The organism is Pseudomonas sp. ADAK2 TE3594 (assembly GCF_053628675.1).
Genome location: NZ_JBRJGV010000001.1, coordinates 1,239,317 through 1,260,721, shown reverse-complemented (window position 1 = coordinate 1,260,721; position 21,405 = coordinate 1,239,317). Strand labels below are relative to the sequence as shown.

The window sequence follows — 21,405 nt, the reverse complement described above, 5'->3', positions numbered from 1 at the left end:
CCCTTTTCACCAAATTGCAGACAAAGAAAAGCCCGGCCTAAGCCGGGCTTTTCCAAAGCTGCGAGCTAATTACTTACCGCTAGCTTCAACCTGCGCTTCTACGCGACGGTTTACAGCGCGACCAGCTTCAGTTTTGTTGTCAGCAACTGGGCGGGATTCGCCGTAGCCAACAGACTGAACGCGGGACGATTCAACACCGTACTGGTTGGTCAGAACTTGCTTAACGGCGTTTGCACGACGCTCGGACAGTTTCTGGTTGTAAGCGTCAGGACCGACGGAGTCAGTGTGACCTTCAACAGTAGTAGTGGTGGATGGGTACTGCTTCATGAAGTCAGCCAGGTTTTTGATGTCGCCGTAGCTGTTAGGCTTGACTACCGACTTGTCGAAGTCGAATTTCACGTCCAGCTCAACACGAACAACTTCAGCAACTGCTGGGCAGCCATCAGCGTCAACAGTTACGTTGGCTGGGGTGTCCGGGCACTTGTCAACGTTGTCGCAAACGCCATCGTTGTCGCTGTCGGCGCAGACTTCAGCTGGTGCTGGAACTGGAGCAGCAGCAGGCTTGGAGCCGCCACCGAAGTTCACACCGATACCGACGCTTGGAGCCCACTCGGTGTCGCCCTGGTCGATGTTGTACTGAGCTTCAACGCCGGCACGGGCGTAGAAGTTGTCGGTGAAGTACAGCTTGGCACCGCCGCCAACGTTGGCGAAGGTAGAACGGTTACGACCGCCAGTGCCGTTCTGACCGATGCTTTGATCGGAGAAACCAGCCGATACGTACGGACGCAGCATGTCGCCCGGGTTGTTGAAGTGGTACAGGGCGTCCAGAGCGGTGTTAGCGCCCTTGATGTTACGACCGTCGTCGGAACGCACGTTGTGCACTTCGTCGTAGGCCAGACGCAGTTCAACGTCGTCGGTCAGGAAGTAACCGATCGAACCGCCGAACAGGTTGCCGTTGTTCTTGAAGTTACGAGCGCTGTCGAATTGTTCTTTCTTAGCGAAGCCTTCGATTTCAACTGCGCCTTGGCCTTGTGCCAGAGCGCCGAACGAAGTGGCGGCAATCAAAGAACCAATGGCCAAGCCCAAGGTGTTTTTCAGTTTCATCCGTTAAATCCCCATCTGGTGATTGTGAAGCAGTCCCGCAAACCGGGGGACAACTCGGCGGCAAGTCTATCAGAACTTGCCTACACGTAAGAGATATTTGCGCCGAACTAAGTTTCAGCAATGCCTGCAAATTTCTCACGCAATTTGTCTAGAGCGCGTTTGTAACGCATTTTTGTCGCACTCAAACCCATGTGCATTATGTCTGCGATCTCCTGAAATTCCAGCTCTGCGACAAATCGTAGCACCAGAATTTCACGGTCGATCGGGTTCACATACACCAGCCAGCGATCAAGTCCGCCCTTCTCCTCGGGTTTTGGCGTCTTTTCTTCAGACGCTTCCTCAAGGGGGTCCAGACTCAAAGCGTCCATCAAGCGACGCTTTCGCCGTTCTTTCCGATACTGCGTGATGCACTCGTTGTACGTGATGCTGTATAGCCACGTCTTGAACTTCGATTTGCCCTCGAAGTTCTTCAGGCCGTACAGCACCTTCAACATCACTTCCTGACAGACATCATCTGCGTCACGATCGTTCCCGAGATACCGTGCACAAACGTTAAATAATGTTCGCTGGTAACGCCGCATCAGTTCTTCATAAGCGCGCGTTACGTGAAACAGCTCGGTATGCGAGCGCGCGACCAACTCCTCATCAGAGAGCTCGCGGGGGTCGTAGCGCGTGGAGAGCGATTGAGCTTTATTCAAAACAAGTCTGGCCGACAGTCAGGTCAATGTCCGCCGCAGCCCTTCAGGGCATTTTGCGGCGGCATACATTAGCAGGATTTGCCGGGTTAGCGGCTACTCACATGCTGCTCCAAGAGAATCCGATTCGAGAGAGAGACTAGCTCACCCTCATCGGTCAGCACGGTGGTTTTAACCGTGCCGATCTCTTCGATCTGACCTTCGACCTCGCCAACACGCACTTGTTGCCCAACCTGATACAACTCACGCACATAGATTCCCGCAAGAATCTGACCGGCAATTTCCCGGCTTCCCAAGCCCATGGCCAGCGCAACCGCCAGACCAACGGTAATCAAGACGATCACGATCACATGGTTGAGCAGGTCAGTCTTGACCTCCAACTGGCTGATCGCAACCGAAATACTGATGATGATCACCAGGCGCTTGGGCAATTCGCCCCAGGCCCGCGGCGTAATCAAGCCCTACGCCTTCTGCCGCGCCACGCACCAGCCCATTGGCCAGTTGCGCCAGCAAGACACCCACCAGCAGCACCAGCGCAGCGCCGAATACTTTCGGCAAATACAGCGCCAACATGTCCAGCGTAGCCGAAACTCGTTCAAGTCCAAGTGATTCTGCGGCTGAAACCAGAAAAATCAGCAGAACGAACCAATAGACGATCTTGCCGATCAACGTCGAGATAGGCACCTGAAGGCCGGCGCGGGACAGCAATTTGGTCAGCCCGGTACCGCCCATCAGGCGATCGAGGCCCAGTTTGGCAAGCAATTTTGAGAGCAACGTGTCCAGCAGTTTGGCCACGACAAAACCCAGCAGCAGCACAACCAGTGCGCCAAACAGGTTCGGAATGAAGTTTGCAACCTTGGTCCATAACGCAGTCATTGCAGTGACGAGGCTCTGAGTCCAGAGATCAAGTTCCATATTCAATCAGCCTTATCAGCAGTGCGAGCGGTAGGTTTACGAAGACGGGAAACCGGCGAGACATGGGCCGATCCGTTATTCAGGGCGATCATCAACGCGGGCAGCCAGCGGCCCAGCAGGCTGAACAGATCGCCGGCACCGACCTGGCGGTTGGCGGTTTTCAGCACGCGACCCAGGCAGGCATCGTCGTCACGGCTGGACGGCGAAGCTTTGAGCATGTCACGCAAAGACTGTTCAAACGGATCGTGCATACGCACCTCTCGTGATATCTGTGAAAGACGCGGTCAAATTTGGTCGGGTCACATGACTCATCATCAGAACCAGCGCAAACGTCGGAATAGCCACCACTGCCCCAGCGCTACCGAGCCTGCCAGCAAGCAGGCGATCAGGAAGCCATAAGGGCTGCTGGAGAACGGAATACCGCCGACATTGATACCCAAAAGACCGGTCAGAAAACTCATCGGCAAAAAAATTCCGGTGATGATCCCGAAGCGGTACATCGTGCGGTTCATCCGCACGCTCAGACGCCGGTCTTCGGCCTCCAGGACCAGCCCCACGCGCTCCCGGGTCAATTCCAGCTCCTCGAGATAACGGGTCAGGCTGTTGTTCAATTCGTTCCAGTAATCGCCATCGTCTTCAGCGAACCACGGTAGTTTTATCCGCGTCAGCTGACCGAAAATATCCCGTTGCGGTGCCAGAAAACGTTTCAGTGCGGCCGCCCTGCGACGGATCTGCAAAACGGCCCCATGCTCCGGTGTATACCGTTCGTCGGTATCCAGCTTTTCTTCTTCCTCATCGACGATTTCCGAGAGGCAGCTGACCAGATCCTGCACTTTGTTAGTGAGGTACTGCGCCATATAAAGAATGAGTTCGGAGGCGGTTTTCGGCCCTTTGCCTTCAGCCAGTTGCGCCAGCAACTCATCGGTGGCGCGCAACGGCCGCAGACGCAGGGAGATTACTCGCTGGGCTGAACCGAAGATCCGCACCGAGACCATGTCTTCCGGCTCGGCACCTGGATTGAGGTTGATCCCGCGCAGAAACAGCAACAGCTCTGAGTCCGGCAGCGGCAAAAGACGCGGCCGGGTGTTTTCTTCCAGCAACAGGTCACAACTAAATTCACTCAGACCGCTGTATTTACGCAGCCAGGTCTGGGTTTGCGGGTGACTGCGATCCCAGTGCAGCCACAGGCTTTCATGGTCCTGCAACTGCAAGTCATCGAGTTCAGTCCGGGCTATCGAACGCGCACCGCCTTTACCGTCCAGCACCAGGGCATGCACCAGCCCCCACTGCGCGTTTTCTTCCTCGAACATCCTCACCCCTTTGATGAAACGCGCTTTATTCAGGCATCTTCAGCGGGCTTGGCGAAATGATCACGCCGTTGTTATCCGCATAAACATAGTGCCCCGGGTGGAAGGTCACACCCGCGAAGGTCACGGCAATATTGAGTTCACCCACACCGCGCCGGTCGGTTTTCATCGGGTGACTGGCCAGGGCCTGAACCCCCAGATCGGTTTGCGCGATGACGTCGACGTCGCGAATGCAACCGTAGATCACCAGCCCTTCCCAACCGTTACTGGCGGCTTTTTCGGCCAGCAGGTCGCCCAACAGCGCGCGGCGCAGGGAACCGCCACCGTCTACCACCAGCACTTTACCGTTACCCTTGAGCGCGACTTGCTCCTTGACCAGCGAATTATCTTCGAAACATTTGACGGTCACGATTTCGCCGCCGAAAGAATCACGGCCACCGAAATTGCTGAACATCGGTTCCAGCACCTGCACCAGCTCCGGGTAGGCATCGCACAGGTCAGGCGTGAGGTAATGGTTCATCGAGAAACTCCTGTAAAAAGGAAGACAATCGAGTAGGCAGCATACGCGGGCCAAGGCTGAACGGCCGCAAACGCGCCGATCGAGTCAATCACCAAAAGTGACCAGAACCGCTTAATGCGTCATATCTTAGCCGCAAGCCGTTCAGAGCGAAATGCCCTTGTTAGAGCATCAGGTTCAAACGGCCGCGGCCAAATCCGGCTTTCCACCCAGCAAAGGCGTCTGTTGATCTGCCAGCCAACGCGCCACCAATGGCCACACTTCAGTCTGCGCAGACTTGCTGACAAGCATTTCCACATGACCGAAATTATCGCCAAAGCCTTGCTCGCGGCCAAGAGTGATGAATTGCTTGTGCTCAGAGCCAACCTGATCGAACAACTTGCGGCAGGCCCAGGTCGGGTCTTGATGATCACCCGCGGCGCTCACGGCCAGCACTGGCAACTGAACCTCGGCCAGACCCGCCCACCAGTCTTTGTCGGCATCGCCAAAACGGCCGAACAGCCCGTACCAGCGCATGCTTTCCAGGGCCAGGCCGATCGGCTCGTCCTCCGGGCCGCGCTTGAGCCGTGAACCCGACAGTTGGGCAAACCGCTTGAGGATGAAGCGCCCGCTCCACTCCACCGGCGGAAACTTCAACGGCCAGTAGGTGCGGCTGACCTGCGTGCCAAAAAACGCCGCGGAAGCCACGGCAGGTTCGCCCAGGTACTGACCGCCCAATGCCGCGGCCAGGGTAATGCCACCCAACGAATGACCGATCCAGTGTGGGACCTGGCCGCTTTGCTCGCGCACGAACGCGCCAATGGCCGGCAAATCGTAACGCGCGTAGTCGGCGACGCGGTTCTTGCGATAGTCCTGATTGCGCTGAGACAGACCATGACCGCGCATTTCCGGGATCCACACATCGAAGCCCAGACGCGTCAGATAAGCCCCCAACCCCAAACCTTTGGGAGAGAACCAGAACCGTCGATTGGAAAAGCTGCCGTGCAACAGAATCACCGGCACGCCACGCACCGCCGGCTCATCGGCCAGACCGAGGCGCGTCACAGCCAGTTCGACGGTGCCGTCGGGGCTGTTACCGGGTTTCAAACGATAGACATCTTCGCTCAGATCACCGCGCCGTTCGGCGCTGATCAGGGCGACAGGAAATAGGTTGCTGCTGCTTTGCATAATGCTCTTGCACAAAAAAGGGCGGCATCCAGAGGAGCCCGCCCTACTTGAATATCTAAAAGAGCCGGCCAGTGTGGGAGCGAGCCTGCTCGCGAAGGACGCCAGAACAACGCGTTTATCCAGCAAGTACGCGTTATCGTTTACGACCATCGCGAGCAGGCTCGCTCCCACAGAGAGCGGCCCGTCCACACCATCAGGCCGGAGCTTGACCTTCAGCCAGGAAGAACCAGGTTTCCAGTACGGAATCGGGGTTCAGCGAAACGCTTTCGATGCCCTGCTCCATCAGCCATTTAGCCAGATCCGGGTGGTCCGAAGGGCCCTGACCGCAGATGCCGATGTACTTGCCGGCCTTGTTGCAGGCCTGAATAGCATTGGCCAGCAGCTTCTTGACTGCAGGATTACGCTCGTCGAACAGGTGCGCGATGATCCCGGAGTCACGGTCCAGGCCCAGTGTCAGCTGAGTCAGGTCGTTGGAGCCGATAGAGAAGCCGTCGAAGAACTCGAGGAACTCTTCAGCCAGGATCGCGTTGGACGGCAGTTCGCACATCATGATCACGCGCAGACCGTTGTCGCCACGGGCCAGACCGTTTTCGGCCAGCAGATCGACCACCTGGCTCGCTTCGCCCAGGGTGCGAACGAACGGCACCATGATTTCGACGTTGGTCAGGCCCATCTCGTTGCGCACGCGCTTGAGGGCGCGGCATTCGAGTTCGAAGCAGTCGCGGAACGATTCGCTGATGTAACGCGAAGCGCCACGGAAGCCCAGCATCGGGTTCTCTTCTTCTGGCTCGTAGAGTTTGCCGCCAATCAGGTTCGCGTATTCGTTGGACTTGAAGTCCGACAAACGCACGATGACCTTTTTTGGCCAGAACGCTGCCGCCAGGGTACTGATACCCTCGACCAGTTTCTCGACATAGAAACCGACCGGATCGTCGTAACCGGCGATGCGCTTGTCGACGCTGTCCTTGATTTCTTGCGGCAGGCCGTCGTAGTTCAACAGCGCCTTGGGGTGCACGCCGATCATGCGGTTGATGATGAATTCCAGACGGGCCAGGCCCACACCGGCGTTCGGCAGCTGCGCGAAGTCGAAGGCGCGGTCCGGGTTACCGACGTTCATCATGATCTTGAACGGCAGATCCGGCATGGCATCCACGGAGTTTTTCTTGATGTCGAAGCCCAGTTCGCCTTCGAAGATGTAACCGGTGTCGCCTTCAGCGCAAGAAACGGTCACGCCCTGGCCGTCTTTCAACAGCTGGGTGGCGTTGCCGCAACCGACCACGGCCGGGATGCCCAGCTCGCGGGCGATGATCGCTGCGTGGCAGGTCCGACCGCCACGGTTGGTGACGATGGCACTGGCGCGCTTCATCACCGGTTCCCAGTCCGGGTCGGTCATGTCGGAAACCAGGACATCGCCCGGCTGGACTTTGTCCATCTCGGACACATCCTTGATGATCCGCACTTTGCCGGCGCCGATGCGCTGGCCGATGGCGCGACCTTCCACCAGCACGGTGCCGGTTTCTTTCAGCAGGTAACGTTCCATGACGTTGGCCTGGGTGCGGCTTTTCACGGTTTCCGGACGGGCCTGCACGATGTAGAGCTTGCCGTCGTCGCCGTCTTTGGCCCATTCGATGTCCATCGGGCACTTGTAGTGCTTCTCGATGATCATCGCTTGTTTGGCCAGCTCGCTGACTTCGGCGTCGCTCAGGCAGAAACGTGCGCGATCGGCCTTGTCCACGTCGATGGTCTTGACCGATTTACCGGCCGTGGCCACTTCGCCGTAGATCATCTTGATGGCTTTGCTGCCCAGGTTGCGACGCAGGATGGCCGGACGACCGGCTTCCAGCGTGCCTTTGTGGACATAGAATTCATCCGGGTTCACCGCGCCTTGTACGACGGTTTCACCCAGGCCGTAAGCGCCGGTGATGAACACCACGTCACGGAAGCCCGATTCGGTATCGAGGGTGAACATCACGCCGGCGGTGCCGGTTTCGGAGCGGACCATGCGCTGCACGCCGGCCGACAGGGCCACCAGCTTGTGGTCGAAACCCTGGTGGACGCGGTAGGAAATCGCACGGTCGTTGAACAGGGAAGCGAACACTTCTTTGGCGGCGCGAATAACGTTTTCGACACCACGGATGTTCAGGAAGGTTTCCTGCTGACCGGCGAAGGAAGCGTCCGGCAAGTCTTCGGCGGTAGCGGAAGAGCGCACGGCCACGGCCATGTCAGGGTTGCCGGCCGACAGCGTGGCGAACGCGGTGCGGATCTCGGCGTTGAGCTTCTCGGGGAATTCGGCTTCCATGATCCATTGACGGATCTGGGCGCCGGTTTTGGCCAGGGCGTTGACATCGTCGACATCCAGCGCGTCGAGGGCGGCGTGGATCTGATCGTTCAGACCGCTCAGTTCCAGGAAATCACGATATGCCTGAGCTGTCGTGGCGAAGCCACCGGGCACCGATACACCGGCACCTGCAAGGTTACTGATCATCTCGCCCAGGGATGCGTTCTTGCCCCCCACATGCTCTACATCATGGACGCCGAGCTTATCGAGGGAAACTACGTACTCTACCAAGGTGATCTCTCCACTAACTGTGTTGGAAAAGCTCAGAAGCCGGCGACTCGGGGGAGCATTTGCCGGCTGTATGGCCTGGACCTGGAAAATAAGTGAGAATGCTGGCCACTGGCGGCCGACAAATCGCGCCTACTATATCCAAGAATCGTTACTAGCTTAAGGCCCAAGGTGCAAATGAAACGATCTGCTTTCTTTATCTCCGATGGCACGGGTATTACCGCCGAAACCCTCGGTCAAAGCCTGTTGGCGCAGTTCGAAAACATTACCTTCAGCAAAATCACGCGGCCCTACATCGACAACGCGGATAAAGCGCGGGCCATGGTACAACAAATCAACAAAGCCGCCGAAAACGATGGTTTTCGTCCGATTATTTTCGACACCATCGTCAATCAGGACATTCGTGAGATCCTCGCGACCTCGAATGGTTTCATGATCGACATTTTCTCGACCTTCCTGGCCCCGCTGGAACAGGAACTGACCGAGCATTCTTCCTACACCGTCGGCAAATCCCACTCCATCGGCGGCAACTCCAATTACATGGAGCGCATCGAGGCGGTGAACTTCGCCCTCGACAATGACGATGGCGCCCGCACGCACTATTACGACAAAGCTGACCTGATTCTAGTAGGCGTGTCGCGTTGCGGCAAAACCCCGACGTGTTTGTACATGGCCATGCAATTCGGTATCCGCGCGGCCAATTACCCGCTGACCGAAGACGACATGGAGCGCCTGCAACTGCCAACCGCCCTGCGCGCCCATCATCACAAGCTGTTCGGCCTGACCATCGACCCGGACCGCCTCACGGCGATCCGCAATGAACGCAAGCCCAACAGCCGCTATTCGAGCTACGCGCAGTGCGAATTCGAAGTGCGCGAGGTGGAGAATCTGTTTCGCCGCGAGAACATTGCCCACATCAATTCCACGCATTTTTCGGTAGAAGAGATTTCGGCGAAGATTCTGGTGGAGAAAGGTGTGGAGCGGCGGTTCAAGTAAATTTTCGGCGGCAGTTACACCGCCTTCGCGGGCAAGCCCGCTCCCACAGGGATCTGTGTTGAATGCAAAATTTGCAAACAATCGAGAACCTGTGGGAGCGGGCTTGCCCGCGATTGAACGATGACGCGGTGTGACTAGATCACAAACAAATCCACAAACCGGTTCACCGCCGTCTCCTCAAGCCGCGCCTGGTCCTTGCACAACGCAAAAATCTCGGCACTGCGCTGAGCCGTGAAGCGCGTTGCCAGGTTCGCCTTGAACTTGTCCTCCAACAACGGAATACCATCGGCGCGGCGACGGCGATGGCCGATCGGATACTCCACCACCACGTTCTCGGTGCTGGAGCCGTCCTTGAAGAACACCTGCACCGCATTGGCGATAGAGCGTTTATCCGGCTCCAGGTATTCGCGGGTGAAGCGCGGGTCTTCGACGATGACCATTTTGTCGCGCAGCACGTCGATAATCGGATGCACCGCGTGGAAGTCGTCTTCGTATTGCTCGGCCACCAGATTACCGAACACCAGGGGGACGGCGGTCATGTACTGGATGCAGTGGTCGCGGTCCGCAGCGTTGGCCAGCGGGCCGACCTTGGAGATGATGCGGATCGCCGATTCGTGGGTGGTGATGACGATCCTGTCAATTTCGTGCAGGCGATTCCTGACCAATGGGTGCAAGGTGACGGCGGCCTCGCAGGCAGTTTGCGCGTGAAACTCGGCGGGAAAGCTGATCTTGAACAGCACGTTTTCCATCACGTAGCTGCCGAACGGCCGGGAAAAGCTGAAGGCACGTTTGTCTTCAGGCTTGAGCGCCAGGTCGTTGTTGGTGTGGCTGAACAACACGTCGTAGAACCCCCATTGCCTGGCGGTCAGTACACCGGGAATGCCCATCTCCCCGCGTATCGCAATGTCCGCCAGACGCACGCCACGGCTGGACGCGTCCCCTGCCGCCCAGGATTTACGCGACCCGGCATTTGGCGCATGCCGGTAAGTGCGCAGCGCCTGGCCGTCGGCAAAGGCATGGGACAACGCCGACAGCAGTTGCTCACGATTGGCGCCCATGAGCTTGGCGGTGACGGCGGTCGAGGCGACTTTCACCAGGATGACGTGATCAATGCCAACGCGATTGAAGGAGTTTTCCAGTGCAATCACGCCTTGAATCTCATGGGCCATGATCATCGCTTCCAACACCACGCGAATGGACAGCGGTGTGTCGCCATTGGCCAGGCGCTTTTGCGACAGGTGGTCGGCCACCGCAAGAATGGCGCCGAGGTTATCGGACGGATGACCCCATTCAGCAGCGAGCCAGGTGTCGTTGTAATCGAGCCAGCGGACGATGCAACCGATGTCCCATGCGGCTTTGACCGGATCGAGACGGTAACTGGTCCCCGGCACGCGAGCACCGAAGGGAACGACCGTGCCTTCGACGATGGGCCCTAGGTGCTTGGTGCATTCAGGAAAACGCAGGGCCAGCAGACCGCAGCCGAGGGTGTCCATCAGGCAATTACGGGCGGTATCCAGCGCCTCGCCAGAGTCGATTTTGAAAGTGAGGACGTAGTCGGCGATGTCCTGCAGGACCGTGTCGTAGTCGGGGCGGTTGTTCAGGTCGACGTTGGCGCTCATGTTCGATTCACTCGGTCAGTGGTTCGTTGATGGGACCTCGGTTCAGGATCAATCTTAGTTGGTGACGCCATTCTTGTTATTGAAATGCAATTAACTGTGGGAGCGGGCTTGCTCGCGATAGCGGTGTATCAGCCGACATAGATGTTGAATGTGAAGGCCTCATCGCGGACAAGTCCGCTCCCACAGGGTTTTGGGTGACTTCTAAATTGTCAGAAAGAATCCCCCGGCACACGGACATAGCCTTCCATCAACACCCGCGCACTGCGGCTCATGATGGCTTTTTTCACGGTCCATTCACCGTTGACCTGACTGGCCTCGGCGCCCACGCGCAAGGTGCCGGACGGATGACCGAAGCGCACAGCATTACGTTCGATGCCGCCTGCCGCCAGGTTGACCAACGTGCCGGAAATCGCCGCTGCCGTGCCGATGGCCACCGCTGCCGTGCCCATCATCGCGTGGTGCAGTTTGCCCATGGACAGCGCACGCACCAGCAGGTCGACGTCGGTTGCCGCAATAGCCTTGCCGCTGGACGCAATGTAATCCGCAGGCGGAGCCACAAAAGCCACTTTGGGCGTGTGCTGGCGTTTGGCGGCTTCGTCCAGGTGCTGAATCAGCCCCATGCGCAGCGCGCCGTAAGCGCGGATGGTTTCGAACATCGCCAGCGCCTTCAGGTCGCCATTGATCGCCCCTTGCAATTCGGTACCGGTGTAACCGATGTCTTCAGCGTTGACGAAGATGGTCGGAATGCCGGCGTTGATCAGGGTCGCCTTGAGCGTACCGACGCCCGGCACTTCGAGGTCATCCACGAGGTTGCCAGTGGGGAACATCGAACCGCCGCCCCCCTCTTCTTCCGCTGCCGGGTCGATGAATTCGAGCTGCACTTCGGCCGCCGGAAAGGTCACGCCGTCGAGTTCGAAATCGCCGGTTTCCTGCACTTCACCGTTGGTGATCGGCACATGGGCGATGATGGTCTTGCCAATGTTGGCCTGCCACACGCGCACCACCGCCACACCGTTGTGCGGGATGCGGCTGGCGTCCACCAGGCCATTGCTGATGGCGAACGAACCGACCGCTGCCGACAGGTTGCCGCAGTTGCCGCTCCAATCAACGAAAGGCTTGTCGATGGAGACCTGACCGAACAGGTAATCGACGTCGTGATCAGCCTTGATGCTTTTCGACAGGATCACGGTTTTGCTGGTGCTGGACGTCGCGCCGCCCATGCCGTCGATTTGCTTGTCGTAAGGGTCGGGGCTGCCGATCACGCGCAGCAACAACGCATCGCGAGCAGGCCCAGGGATTTGTGCCGCTTCGGGCAGGTCTTTCAGGCTGAAGAACACGCCTTTGCTGGTGCCGCCGCGCATGTAGGTAGCAGGAATCTTGATCTGGGGTGTGTGAGCCATATAGATCCTTATCGGCCAGCGCGGGGCTTACCCCCCCGCGCGGCTCGTCGTGTTAAACGGCAACCGCCGATTCTTCAAGGAAGTCCTGAGCGAAACGCTGCAACACGCCGCCGGCCTCGTAGATCGACACTTCTTCAGCGGTATCGAGGCGGCAGGTCACCGGCACTTCGACGCGTTCGCCGTTCTTGCGATTGATCACCAGCGTTAGCGTCGCACGCGGGGTGCGGTCGCCGATCACGTCGTAGGTTTCGCTGCCGTCGATGGCCAGGGCGTGACGGTCGGTGCCCGGCTGGAACTCCAGCGGCAGCACGCCCATGCCCACCAGGTTGGTGCGGTGGATGCGCTCGAAACCTTCAGCGGCGATCGCTTCCACACCCGCCAGACGCACACCTTTGGCCGCCCAGTCGCGGGACGACCCCTGACCATAGTCGGCGCCGGCGATGATGATCAGCGGCTGCTTGCGCTCCATGTAGGTTTCGATGGCTTCCCACATGCGCATGACCTGGCCTTCCGGCTCGACCCGCGCCAGGGAACCCTGCTTGACCTTGCCGTTTTCCCGGACCATTTCATTGAACAGTTTCGGGTTGGCGAACGTCGCGCGCTGCGCGGTCAAGTGGTCGCCCCGGTGGGTGGCGTAGGAGTTGAAGTCTTCTTCCGGCAGGCCCATTTTCGCCAGGTATTCACCCGCCGCGCTGTCGAGCATGATCGCGTTGGAAGGCGACAGGTGATCGGTGGTGATGTTGTCCGGCAGCACCGCCAGCGGGCGCATGCCCTTGAGCGGACGCGCGCCGGCCAGCGCGCCTTCCCAGTAAGGCGGACGACGAATGTAGGTGCTCATTTCACGCCAGTCATACAGCGGCGTGACCTTGGGACCGGTGTCTTCGTGGATGGCGAACATCGGGATATACACCTGGCGGAACTGTTCCGGTTTCACCGAAGTCTTGACCACCGCGTCGATTTCTTCGTCGCTCGGCCAGATGTCTTTCAGGCGGATTTCCTTGCCGTTCGCGTCCAGGCCCAGTACATCTTTCTCGATGTCGAAACGGATGGTGCCGGCGATGGCGTAAGCCACCACCAATGGCGGCGAAGCCAGGAACGCGTTTTTCGCGTACGGGTGAATGCGCCCGTCGAAGTTGCGGTTACCGGAGAGCACGGCCGTGGCGTACAGATCGCGGTCGATGATTTCCTGTTGGATCACCGGGTCCAGCGCGCCGGACATGCCGTTGCACGTGGTGCAGGCGAAGGCCACGACGCCGAAGCCAAGTTGCTCCAGCTCTTTAGTCAGCCCGGCTTCATCCAGATACAGCGCCACGGTTTTCGAACCCGGCGCCAGCGAGGATTTGACCCACGGCTTGCGGGTCAGCCCGAGCTTGTTGGCGTTGCGCGCCAGCAGGCCTGCGGCAATCACGTTGCGCGGGTTGCTGGTATTGGTGCAACTGGTGATGGCGGCGATGATCACCGCGCCATCCGGCATCTGGCCGGGCACGTCGTCCCACTGGCCGGAGATGCCTTGGGCGGCGAGATCGGACGTGGCGACACGGGCGTGCGGGTTGCTCGGGCCAGCCATGTTGCGCACCACCGAGGACAGGTCGAAGCTCAGCCCGCGCTCGTACTGCGCGCCTTTCAGGCTGTCGGCCCAGAGGCCGGTCTGCTTGGCGTAGCTCTCGACCAACTGCACTTGCTCGTCTTCACGGCCGGTGAGTTTCAGGTAGTCGATGGTCTGCTGGTCGATGTAGAACATTGCCGCCGTGGCACCGTATTCCGGGGCCATGTTGGAAATGGTCGCGCGGTCGCCCAAGGTCAGCGCCGAAGCACCTTCACCGAAGAATTCCAGCCAGGCGCCAACGACTTTTTGTTTGCGCAGGTATTCGGTCAGCGCCAGTACCATGTCGGTGGCGGTGATGCCCGGTTGCAGCTTGCCAGTGAGCTCGACGCCGACGCTTTCCGGCAAACGCATCCACGATGCGCGACCGAGCATCACGCTCTCCGCTTCCAGACCGCCAACACCGATGGCGATCACGCCCAGCGCATCGACGTGCGGGGTGTGACTGTCGGTACCGACGCAGGTATCGGGGAACGCCACGCCGTCGCGCACCTGGATCACCGGCGACATTTTCTCCAGGTTGATCTGGTGCATGATCCCGTTGCCCGGCGGGATCACGTCGACGTTCTTGAAGGCCTTTTTAGTCCAGTTGATGAAGTGGAAACGGTCTTCGTTGCGACGGTCTTCAATGGCGCGGTTCTTCTCGAACGCCTCGGGATCGAAGCCACCGCGTTCAACGGCCAGCGAGTGGTCGACGATCAACTGAGTCGGCACCACCGGGTTCACTTGCGCCGGATCGCCGCCTTGCAGGGCGATGGCATCACGCAGGCCGGCAAGGTCGACCAGCGCGGTCTGGCCAAGAATGTCATGGCACACCACGCGGGCCGGGAACCATGGGAAATCGAGGTCGCGTTTGCGCTCGATGAATTGCTTCAGGGATTCGGTGAGCGTGGCCGGGTCGCAGCGACGCACAAGGTTTTCCGCCAGCACGCGGGAGGTGTACGGCAGAGTGTCGTAGGCGCCGGGCTGAATGGCCTCGACCGCCGCGCGGACGTCGAAATAATCCAGATGGCTGCCGGGCAGCGGTTTGCGGAATTCAGTGTTCATCGTCAGGACTCGGTCACGGTGGTTACAAAGGGTGGGCGCCTGGCGCAGCTTTTGAAGCAAAACCGAGCCACTGTGGGAGCGGGCTTGCCCGCGATGACTGGGTCACATCCGACAAAGATGTCGACTGACCCACCGCTATCGCGGGCAAGCCCGCTCCCACAGGGTTATTCGTTTTGCCCAGCAACCATTACCGGCGCCCTCCCAGTCAGCGTTGTTCGATTGGCACGAATTTGCGCTGTTCGACGCCGACGTATTCGGCGCTCGGGCGGATGATGCGGTTGTTGGCACGTTGTTCGAACACATGGGCCGCCCAGCCGGTCAGGCGCGAGCAGACGAAGATCGGCGTGAACAACTTGGTCGGAATGCCCATGAAGTGGTACGTCGACGCATGGTAGAAGTCGGCGTTCGGGAACAGTTTTTTCTGCTCCCACATGGTCTTGTCGATGGCTTCAGATACCGGAAACAGCACCGTGTCGCCCACTTCGTCAGCGAGTTTTTTCGACCAGGCCTTGATCACCTCGTTGCGCGGATCGTTGTCCTTATAGATCGCGTGGCCGAAGCCCATGATCTTGTCCTTGCGCTCGAGCATGCCGAGAGTGCCTTTGATCGCCTCTTCCGGCGACGAAAAGCGCTCGATCATTTCCATCGCTGCTTCGTTGGCGCCGCCGTGCAGCGGGCCGCGCAGGGAACCGATGGCCGCCGTGACGCAGGAATACAGATCCGACAGGGTCGAGGCGCACACCCGGGCGGTGAAGGTCGAGGCGTTGAACTCGTGTTCCGCGTAAAGGATCAGCGAAACGTTCATCACTTTGACGTGCAACTCGCTCGGTTTCTTGTCGTGCAACAGGTGCAGGAAATGGCCGCCGATGCAGGCTTCGTCGGTCACGCAATTGATGCGTTTGCCGTCGTGGCTGAAGCGATACCAGTAGCACATGATCGCCGGGAAGGCGGCCAGCAGGCGGTCGGTGGCATCGTGCTGCTCGGAGAAGTCTTTCTCCGGCTCGATATTGCCCAGGAATGAGCAACCGGTGCGCATCACGTCCATCGGGTGGGCGTCGGCGGGGATGCGTTCCAGCACTTCTTTGAGCGCTTGCGGCAGGTCGCGCAGCTTGCTCAGTTTCTGGGTGTAGGCAGCCAGTTGTGCTTTGGTCGGCAGTTCGCCGTACAGCAGCAGGTAAGCCACTTCTTCGAATTGTGCGTCAGCCGCCAGTTCGCGAACATCGTAGCCGCGATAGGTCAGGCCAGCGCCCGACTGGCCCACGGTGGACAGTGCGGTTTGCCCGGCCACCTGGCCACGGAGCCCGGCGCCACTGAGTACTTTTGCTTCGGCCATTGCTGTCTCCAATTTTTTTGAATTTGTCAGGGAAACTTGTAGGAGCGAAGCTTGCTCGCGAAAGCGGTGTCTCAGACGACATTGATTTTGAATGTCAGTCCGTCTTCGCGAGCAAGCTTCGCTCCTACAGGGCTTTCATTACTTCTTCGCCGCAAACAACGCATCGAGCTTCTGCTCGAAGGTGTGGTAATCGATGCGATCGTAAAGCTCCATGCGCGTCTGCATGGTGTCGATGACGTTCTGTTGCGTGCCGTCGCGGCGGATCGCGGTGTAGACGTTTTCCGCGGCTTTGTTCATGGCACGAAATGCCGACAGCGGGTACAGCACCAACGACACGTCGGCGGCAGCGAGCTGCTCGGTGGTGTACAGCGGCGTCGCGCCGAACTCGGTGATGTTGGCCAGGATCGGCGCCTTCACGCGGCTGGCGAACAGTTTGTACATCTCAAGCTCGGTGATCGCCTCCGGGAACACCATGTCGGCGCCGGCTTCGATGCATGCCGCCGCGCGATCCAGCGCAGACTCAAGACCTTCCACCGCCAGGGCGTCGGTGCGGGCCATGATCACGAAGCTGTCGTCGGTGCGGGCATCAACGGCCGCTTTGATGCGGTCGACCATTTCCTGCTGCGAGACGATCTCTTTATTAGGACGGTGACCACAGCGCTTGGCGCCGACCTGGTCTTCGATGTGAATCGCCGCCGCGCCGAACTTGATCATCGACTTCACGGTACGGGCGACGTTGAACGCCGAGGAACCGAAACCGGTGTCCACGTCCACCAACAGCGGCAAGTCGCAGACGTCAGTGATGCGACGCACGTCGGTCAGCACGTCATCCAGACCGGTAATCCCCAGGTCTGGCACGCCCAGGGAGCCAGCAGCCACCCCGCCACCCGACAGGTAAATAGCCTTGAAACCGGCGCGCTTGGCCAGCAGTGCGTGGTTGGCGTTGATCGTGCCGACCACTTGCAGCGGATGTTCGCTGGCGACCGCATCGCGGAAACGCTGGCCTGGAGTGCTCTTGTTGGAACTCATGACTCACCTCGTTCAGTGGCTGTCGGGTTAGCGCCGTCCTGGTAGTGACGGGCAATATTGCGTTTGGAGGCGCCGATGTGACGGCGCATCAACAACTCGGCCAACTCACCGTCACGGTCGGCGATGGCATCGAGAATTCGGTGGTGTTCGGCAAACGCCTGGCGCGGCCGATTGGGCGTGGTGGAAAACTGGATGCGGTACATGCGCACCAGCTGATAGAGCTCACCGCACAGCATCTGGGTCAAGGTACGGTTGCCGCTGCCCTGGATGATCCGGTAATGAAAGTCGAAATCGCCTTCCTGCTGGTAGTAACCGACACCGGCCTGAAACGCCGCATCGCGCTCATGGGTTTCCAGCACCCGACGCAGTTCGTCGATTTCTTCGACCGTCATGCGTTCAGCCGCCAGACGGCACGCCATGCCTTCCAGGGATTCACGAATTTCGTAGAGTTCCAGCAGTTCGGCGTGGCTCAGCGACACCACCCGCGCCCCGACGTGCGGCACGCGAACCAGCAGGCGCTGGCCTTCCAGACGGTGAATGGCCTCACGCAGCGGCCCGCGGCTAATGCCGTACGTGCGCGCCAGCTCCGGCTCGGAGATCTTGCTGCCCGGGGCGATCTCGCCTTTGACGATGGCCGCCTGAATGCGTCGGAAGACGTTTTCGGAAAGTGTTTCCGAGTCGTCCTGAACTGTGACCGGGGGATCGAGTTGATCCAGCATATTGTCGACACCTTGAAAACCAATGCCGCAAAAACTAGCGAATATGGCCGGTTACGTCAAAGGATAATTCGATATTGTCGACAATCGTCTAATAACCCTCTGCACCATAAGGAAGCAACACCTCAAGTTATAGCCGTCGGCCAACGCTGGCGCCATAAACCCACCGTGCTAGAATGCCGCCCGCATTTGCTTGTCATCTGCATTGCCTGTCATAAAAAGCAGATAGGCATACGAGGGAGCTTGTGCAGCAATGCCAGGGCCTTGAATTGAAGAACGGACCGCTGCGCATCAGGATTTATGAGACTCAAGCCCTTCACCACATTCCTTTGTCTTTTTGGCCTGCCAGGTTTCGCCGCAGCAGGGGAAAAGACTGTGTACGGCCTCAATGAGTACGCTTCGCTGGATGGCATCAACCTGGAAGTCGCCGCCAAACTCGACACCGGGGCGAAAACCGCTTCGCTGAGTGCCCGCGACATCAAACGTTTCAAACGCAATGGCGAGTCGTGGGTGCGCTTCTATCTGGCTATCGACGCCGCGCATTCGCACCCGATCGAACGACCGCTGGCCCGTGTCAGCAAGATCAAGCGCCGGGCCGGTGACTACGACCCGGAAGAAGGCAAGAAATACACCGCCCGTCCGGTCATCGAGCTGGATATCTGCATGGGTTCGGCTTTACGCAGCATCGAAGTGAACTTGACCGACCGCAGCGCCTTCCAATACCCGCTCTTGATCGGCTCCGAAGCGCTCAAGCGTTTCGATGCGCTGGTCGACCCCAGTCTTAAATACGCTGCTGGCAAACCCGCCTGCGCCACCGACGCACATACCGCAGAGTAATTCCAATGCGCTCTCTTACCCTCCATCTGAAACTGCTGATCGCCATCCTGGTGGTGCTGGGCATTTCAGTTACGGCCTATCAGATTTTCGTGCTCGGAATTCCGGTGACCGAAGACGCTACCGACGACTTGTGGAACATCGACGCCAAGGTCGAGTTCGTCGCCAATGCCAAAGACCCGATCAAGATCCAGATGTTCGTGCCGCCACTGAGCCGCGACTACGTGAGCCTCAACGAGAGTTTCATTTCCAATAATTACGGCGTGGCGGTGAACCGTGCCGATGGCAACCGCAAAGTCACCTGGTCAGCGCGTCGGGCCAAGGGCAACCAGACCCTTTATTACCGACTGGTGCTGACCAAGCGCTACAGCGGCGAAAAATCCAAGATCAAAGGCCCGACCTTCCGCGACAGCATCGCCGTCGAAGGCCCGGAAAAAATCGCCGCCGAAGCCCTGCTCGCGCCGATCCGCCAACACTCGGCCGACGTCGAAACCTTCATCGGCGAAGCCATCAAGCGCGTCAACAACCTCAACGACGACAACGTGAAATTGCTGCTGGCCGGTGATCCGTCCACCGTGAACAAAGCCAAAATCGTCGAACTGGTACTGTCCATCGCCCACGTGCCGGTGGAAAAGGTCCACACCATTCGCCTGGTAGCCGATCAGCCGCAAATGCCTGAACTCTGGTTGCGCAGCTTCAACGGCACCGACTGGCTGTACTTCAACCCGGAAACCGGTGAACAGGGCCTGCCCACCGACCGCTTGCTGTGGTGGACGGGCGATGAAAACCTGATCACCGTCGATGGCGGCAAAAAAGCCAACGTCACCTTCAGCCTGAACAACAGCGAAATGAACGCCATTCGCCTGGCCAAGCTGACCGACGAAAACTCCGACGCCAACTTCCTCGATTACTCTCTGTACGGCCTGCCGCTGGAAACCCAGCAGACCTTCATGATCATGGTGATGATCCCGATCGGCGTGCTGGTGATCCTGATCCTGCGCAACCTGATCGGCATTCAGACACTCGGCACCTTTACCCCGGTGCTGATCGCCCTCGCCTTCCGGGAAACCCAGCTCGGCTTTGGTATTATGCTGTTTACGATCATTACGGCGCTGGGGCTGTCGCTGCGCTCCTACCTTGAACATCTGAAACTGCAAATGCTGCCGAGGCTGTCGGTGGTGCTGACCTTCGTGGTGGTGCTGATCGCGGCTATCAGCCTGTTCAGCCACAAACTCGGCCTGGAACGCGGGTTGTCGGTGGCACTGTTCCCGATGGTGATTCTGACCATGACCATCGAACGCCTGTCGATCACCTGGGAAGAGCGCGGTGGCGGCCATGCCATGAAAGTGGCGATCGGCACGCTGTTCGCCGCTTCCCTGGCGCACCTGATCATGAGCGTGCCGGAGCTGGTGTACTTCGTGTTCACCTTCCCGGCGATCCTGCTGATCCTGGTGGGCTTCATGCTGGCCATGGGTCGCTATCGCGGTTACCGCCTGACCGAGCTGGTGCGTTTCAAGGCTTTCCTGAAGAAGGTTGACGCCTGATGTTCGGTCTCTGGAAGACCTGGAAAGCCCTTGAGGCCCGGGGCATCATGGGGATCAATCGGCGCAACGCAGACTACGTGCTCAAGTACAACAAGCGCAGCCTGTACCCGATCGTCGATGACAAGATCATCACCAAGGAGCGCGCCATCGCCGCCGGCATCCACGTGCCGGAGCTGTACGGCGTGATCTCCACCGAGAAGGAAATCGACAACCTCGGCGAGATCATCGGCGGGCGTACCGATTTCGTGATCAAACCGGCCCAGGGCGCCGGCGGCGACGGCATCATTGTGGTTGCCGACCGGTTCGAGGGGCGCTATCGCACAGTGTCCGGCAAGATCATCGACCATGAGGAACTCGAGCACCATATCTCGAGCATCCTCACCGGCCTGTACTCCCTGGGCGGGCACCGCGACCGTGCGCTGATCGAATACCGCGTGACCCCGGACCAGATCTTCAAAAGCATCAGCTACGAAGGCGTGCCGGACATCCGCATCATTGTGCTGATGGGCTATCCGGTGATGGCCATGTTGCGCCTGCCGACTCGCCAGTCTGGCGGCAAAGCCAACCTGCACCAAGGCGCCATCGGCGTCGGTGTCGACCTGGCCACAGGCCTGACATTGCGCGGCACCTGGCTGAACAACATCATTAACAAACACCCGGACACCACCAACGCCGTGGACGGCGTGCAACTGCCCTACTGGGACGGTTTCATGAAGCTCGCCGCCGGCTGCCATGAGCTGTGCGGGTTGGGTTACATCGGTGTCGACATGGTGCTCGACCAAGAGAAAGGGCCGCTGATTCTTGAGCTTAACGCCCGGCCCGGTTTGAACATTCAGATCGCCAACGATTGCGGGTTGACGTTGCGTACCCACGCGGTCGAAGCGCGACTGGAAGAATTGAAAGCGCGTGGGATAACCGAAACGGTGCAGGAACGCGTTGAGTTCGTTCAGGAAATGTTTGGGCATATTCCAGCGGTTGAGGGTTGATCCGAGACAGACATTCGCGGGCACGCC

17 protein-coding genes and 1 pseudogene are annotated in these 21,405 nt (G+C 59.1%); 4 read left to right on the top strand and 14 right to left on the bottom strand.

The genetic code is table 11. The features are described from left to right. Positions 1-69 precede the first annotated feature (69 nt). From AB7M22_RS05795 to ppsA, 8 genes and pseudogenes are all read right to left on the bottom strand, one after another. The gene (locus AB7M22_RS05795; protein WP_008006978.1) at positions 70-1,104 is read right to left on the bottom strand and encodes an OmpA family protein; all 1,035 of its coding nucleotides are present in this window, start codon (positions 1,102-1,104) and stop codon (positions 70-72) included. Between the two features lie 107 nt (positions 1,105-1,211). After that, on the bottom strand, positions 1,212-1,802 hold the full coding sequence (gene sigX, locus AB7M22_RS05790) for an RNA polymerase sigma factor SigX (protein WP_032834987.1): 591 nt from the start codon (positions 1,800-1,802) through the stop codon (positions 1,212-1,214). An 86-nt stretch (positions 1,803-1,888) separates the two neighbouring features. Beyond that, positions 1,889-2,714, bottom strand: a pseudogene (locus AB7M22_RS05785) (mechanosensitive ion channel family protein). Positions 2,715-2,716: 2 nt separating this feature from the next. Beyond that, positions 2,717-2,965 carry a hypothetical protein gene (locus AB7M22_RS05780; RefSeq protein WP_008006975.1) on the bottom strand — a complete coding sequence of 83 codons (249 nt, stop codon included), beginning with the start codon at positions 2,963-2,965 and terminating at the stop codon, positions 2,717-2,719. A 63-nt stretch (positions 2,966-3,028) separates the two neighbouring features. After that, complete coding sequence (locus AB7M22_RS05775; protein WP_454185529.1) at positions 3,029-4,024, bottom strand: zinc transporter ZntB; 996 nt, start codon at positions 4,022-4,024, stop codon at positions 3,029-3,031. A 25-nt stretch (positions 4,025-4,049) separates the two neighbouring features. After that, positions 4,050-4,541 carry a ribonuclease E activity regulator RraA gene (rraA, locus tag AB7M22_RS05770; RefSeq protein WP_454185528.1) on the bottom strand — a complete coding sequence of 164 codons (492 nt, stop codon included), beginning with the start codon at positions 4,539-4,541 and terminating at the stop codon, positions 4,050-4,052. Between the two features lie 174 nt (positions 4,542-4,715). Continuing rightward, positions 4,716-5,705: an alpha/beta fold hydrolase gene (locus AB7M22_RS05765; RefSeq protein ID WP_454185527.1), complete on the bottom strand. Its 990-nt coding sequence runs from the start codon at positions 5,703-5,705 to the stop codon at positions 4,716-4,718. A 193-nt stretch (positions 5,706-5,898) separates the two neighbouring features. Then, positions 5,899-8,274 carry a phosphoenolpyruvate synthase gene (gene ppsA, locus AB7M22_RS05760; protein ID WP_454185526.1) on the bottom strand — a complete coding sequence of 792 codons (2,376 nt, stop codon included), beginning with the start codon at positions 8,272-8,274 and terminating at the stop codon, positions 5,899-5,901. A 174-nt stretch (positions 8,275-8,448) separates the two neighbouring features. On the opposite strand from ppsA, the gene ppsR reads away from it, so the two are divergent. Continuing rightward, positions 8,449-9,267 carry a posphoenolpyruvate synthetase regulatory kinase/phosphorylase PpsR gene (gene ppsR / locus AB7M22_RS05755; protein WP_007902088.1) on the top strand — a complete coding sequence of 273 codons (819 nt, stop codon included), beginning with the start codon at positions 8,449-8,451 and terminating at the stop codon, positions 9,265-9,267. A gap of 134 nt (positions 9,268-9,401) precedes the next feature. Here ppsR and prpD read toward each other — a convergent pair whose 3' ends face one another. From prpD to AB7M22_RS05725, 6 genes are all read right to left on the bottom strand, one after another. Continuing rightward, a complete protein-coding gene (prpD, locus tag AB7M22_RS05750; RefSeq protein ID WP_454185525.1) occupies positions 9,402-10,886 on the bottom strand; it encodes a 2-methylcitrate dehydratase in 1,485 nt (494 codons plus the stop codon). A 209-nt stretch (positions 10,887-11,095) separates the two neighbouring features. Next, complete coding sequence (prpF, locus tag AB7M22_RS05745; RefSeq protein WP_454185524.1) at positions 11,096-12,286, bottom strand: 2-methylaconitate cis-trans isomerase PrpF; 1,191 nt, start codon at positions 12,284-12,286, stop codon at positions 11,096-11,098. 52 nt (positions 12,287-12,338) lie between these two features. Beyond that, a complete protein-coding gene (gene acnD, locus AB7M22_RS05740; protein ID WP_454185523.1) occupies positions 12,339-14,936 on the bottom strand; it encodes a Fe/S-dependent 2-methylisocitrate dehydratase AcnD in 2,598 nt (865 codons plus the stop codon). Between the two features lie 205 nt (positions 14,937-15,141). Beyond that, positions 15,142-16,269 (bottom strand): bifunctional 2-methylcitrate synthase/citrate synthase, encoded by a 1,128-nt coding sequence (prpC, locus tag AB7M22_RS05735; protein ID WP_454185522.1) that lies wholly within the window; start codon positions 16,267-16,269, stop codon positions 15,142-15,144. A 138-nt stretch (positions 16,270-16,407) separates the two neighbouring features. Further along, a complete protein-coding gene (gene prpB / locus AB7M22_RS05730) occupies positions 16,408-17,298 on the bottom strand; it encodes a methylisocitrate lyase (protein ID WP_007902093.1) in 891 nt (296 codons plus the stop codon). Next, entirely contained in the window at positions 17,295-18,017 is a 723-nt protein-coding gene (locus AB7M22_RS05725; RefSeq protein ID WP_007902102.1) for a GntR family transcriptional regulator, read from the bottom strand. The genes prpB and AB7M22_RS05725 overlap by 4 nt, the downstream gene beginning before the upstream one ends. Positions 18,018-18,314: 297 nt before the next feature. Between AB7M22_RS05725 and rloA the strand changes: the two genes are divergently transcribed. The 3 genes from rloA to AB7M22_RS05710 are packed head-to-tail and all read left to right on the top strand — an operon-like array spanning position 18,315 to position 21,378. Then, positions 18,315-18,851 carry a retropepsin-like aspartic peptidase RloA gene (rloA, locus tag AB7M22_RS05720; protein ID WP_007902103.1) on the top strand — a complete coding sequence of 179 codons (537 nt, stop codon included), beginning with the start codon at positions 18,315-18,317 and terminating at the stop codon, positions 18,849-18,851. A gap of 5 nt (positions 18,852-18,856) precedes the next feature. Further along, positions 18,857-20,392 carry an osmotic stress tolerance membrane protein RloB gene (gene rloB / locus AB7M22_RS05715; protein ID WP_454185521.1) on the top strand — a complete coding sequence of 512 codons (1,536 nt, stop codon included), beginning with the start codon at positions 18,857-18,859 and terminating at the stop codon, positions 20,390-20,392. Then, entirely contained in the window at positions 20,392-21,378 is a 987-nt protein-coding gene (locus AB7M22_RS05710; RefSeq protein ID WP_008014103.1) for an alpha-L-glutamate ligase-like protein, read from the top strand. Before rloB ends, AB7M22_RS05710 begins: the two co-directional genes overlap by 1 nt. The last annotated feature ends 27 nt before the right edge of the window (positions 21,379-21,405 follow it).

Bases quoted from the DNA above. Each gene is read 5' to 3' on its own strand.
- AB7M22_RS05795 (WP_008006978.1), bottom strand. From the start codon at position 1,104: ATGAAACTGAAAAACACCTTGGGCTTGGCCATTGGTTCTTTGATTGCC.
- AB7M22_RS05780 (WP_008006975.1), bottom strand. From the start codon at position 2,965: ATGCACGATCCGTTTGAACAGTCTTTGCGTGACATGCTCAAAGCTTCG.
- AB7M22_RS05775 (WP_454185529.1), bottom strand. From the start codon at position 4,024: ATGTTCGAGGAAGAAAACGCGCAGTGGGGGCTGGTGCATGCCCTGGTG.
- rraA (WP_454185528.1), bottom strand. From the start codon at position 4,541: ATGAACCATTACCTCACGCCTGACCTGTGCGATGCCTACCCGGAGCTG.
- AB7M22_RS05765 (WP_454185527.1), bottom strand. From the start codon at position 5,705: ATGCAAAGCAGCAGCAACCTATTTCCTGTCGCCCTGATCAGCGCCGAA.
- ppsR (WP_007902088.1), top strand. From the start codon at position 8,449: ATGAAACGATCTGCTTTCTTTATCTCCGATGGCACGGGTATTACCGCC.
- prpD (WP_454185525.1), bottom strand. From the start codon at position 10,886: ATGAGCGCCAACGTCGACCTGAACAACCGCCCCGACTACGACACGGTC.
- prpF (WP_454185524.1), bottom strand. From the start codon at position 12,286: ATGGCTCACACACCCCAGATCAAGATTCCTGCTACCTACATGCGCGGC.
- acnD (WP_454185523.1), bottom strand. From the start codon at position 14,936: ATGAACACTGAATTCCGCAAACCGCTGCCCGGCAGCCATCTGGATTAT.
- prpC (WP_454185522.1), bottom strand. From the start codon at position 16,269: ATGGCCGAAGCAAAAGTACTCAGTGGCGCCGGGCTCCGTGGCCAGGTG.
- prpB (WP_007902093.1), bottom strand. From the start codon at position 17,298: ATGAGTTCCAACAAGAGCACTCCAGGCCAGCGTTTCCGCGATGCGGTC.
- AB7M22_RS05725 (WP_007902102.1), bottom strand. From the start codon at position 18,017: ATGCTGGATCAACTCGATCCCCCGGTCACAGTTCAGGACGACTCGGAA.
- rloA (WP_007902103.1), top strand. From the start codon at position 18,315: ATGAGACTCAAGCCCTTCACCACATTCCTTTGTCTTTTTGGCCTGCCA.
- rloB (WP_454185521.1), top strand. From the start codon at position 18,857: ATGCGCTCTCTTACCCTCCATCTGAAACTGCTGATCGCCATCCTGGTG.
- AB7M22_RS05710 (WP_008014103.1), top strand. From the start codon at position 20,392: ATGTTCGGTCTCTGGAAGACCTGGAAAGCCCTTGAGGCCCGGGGCATC.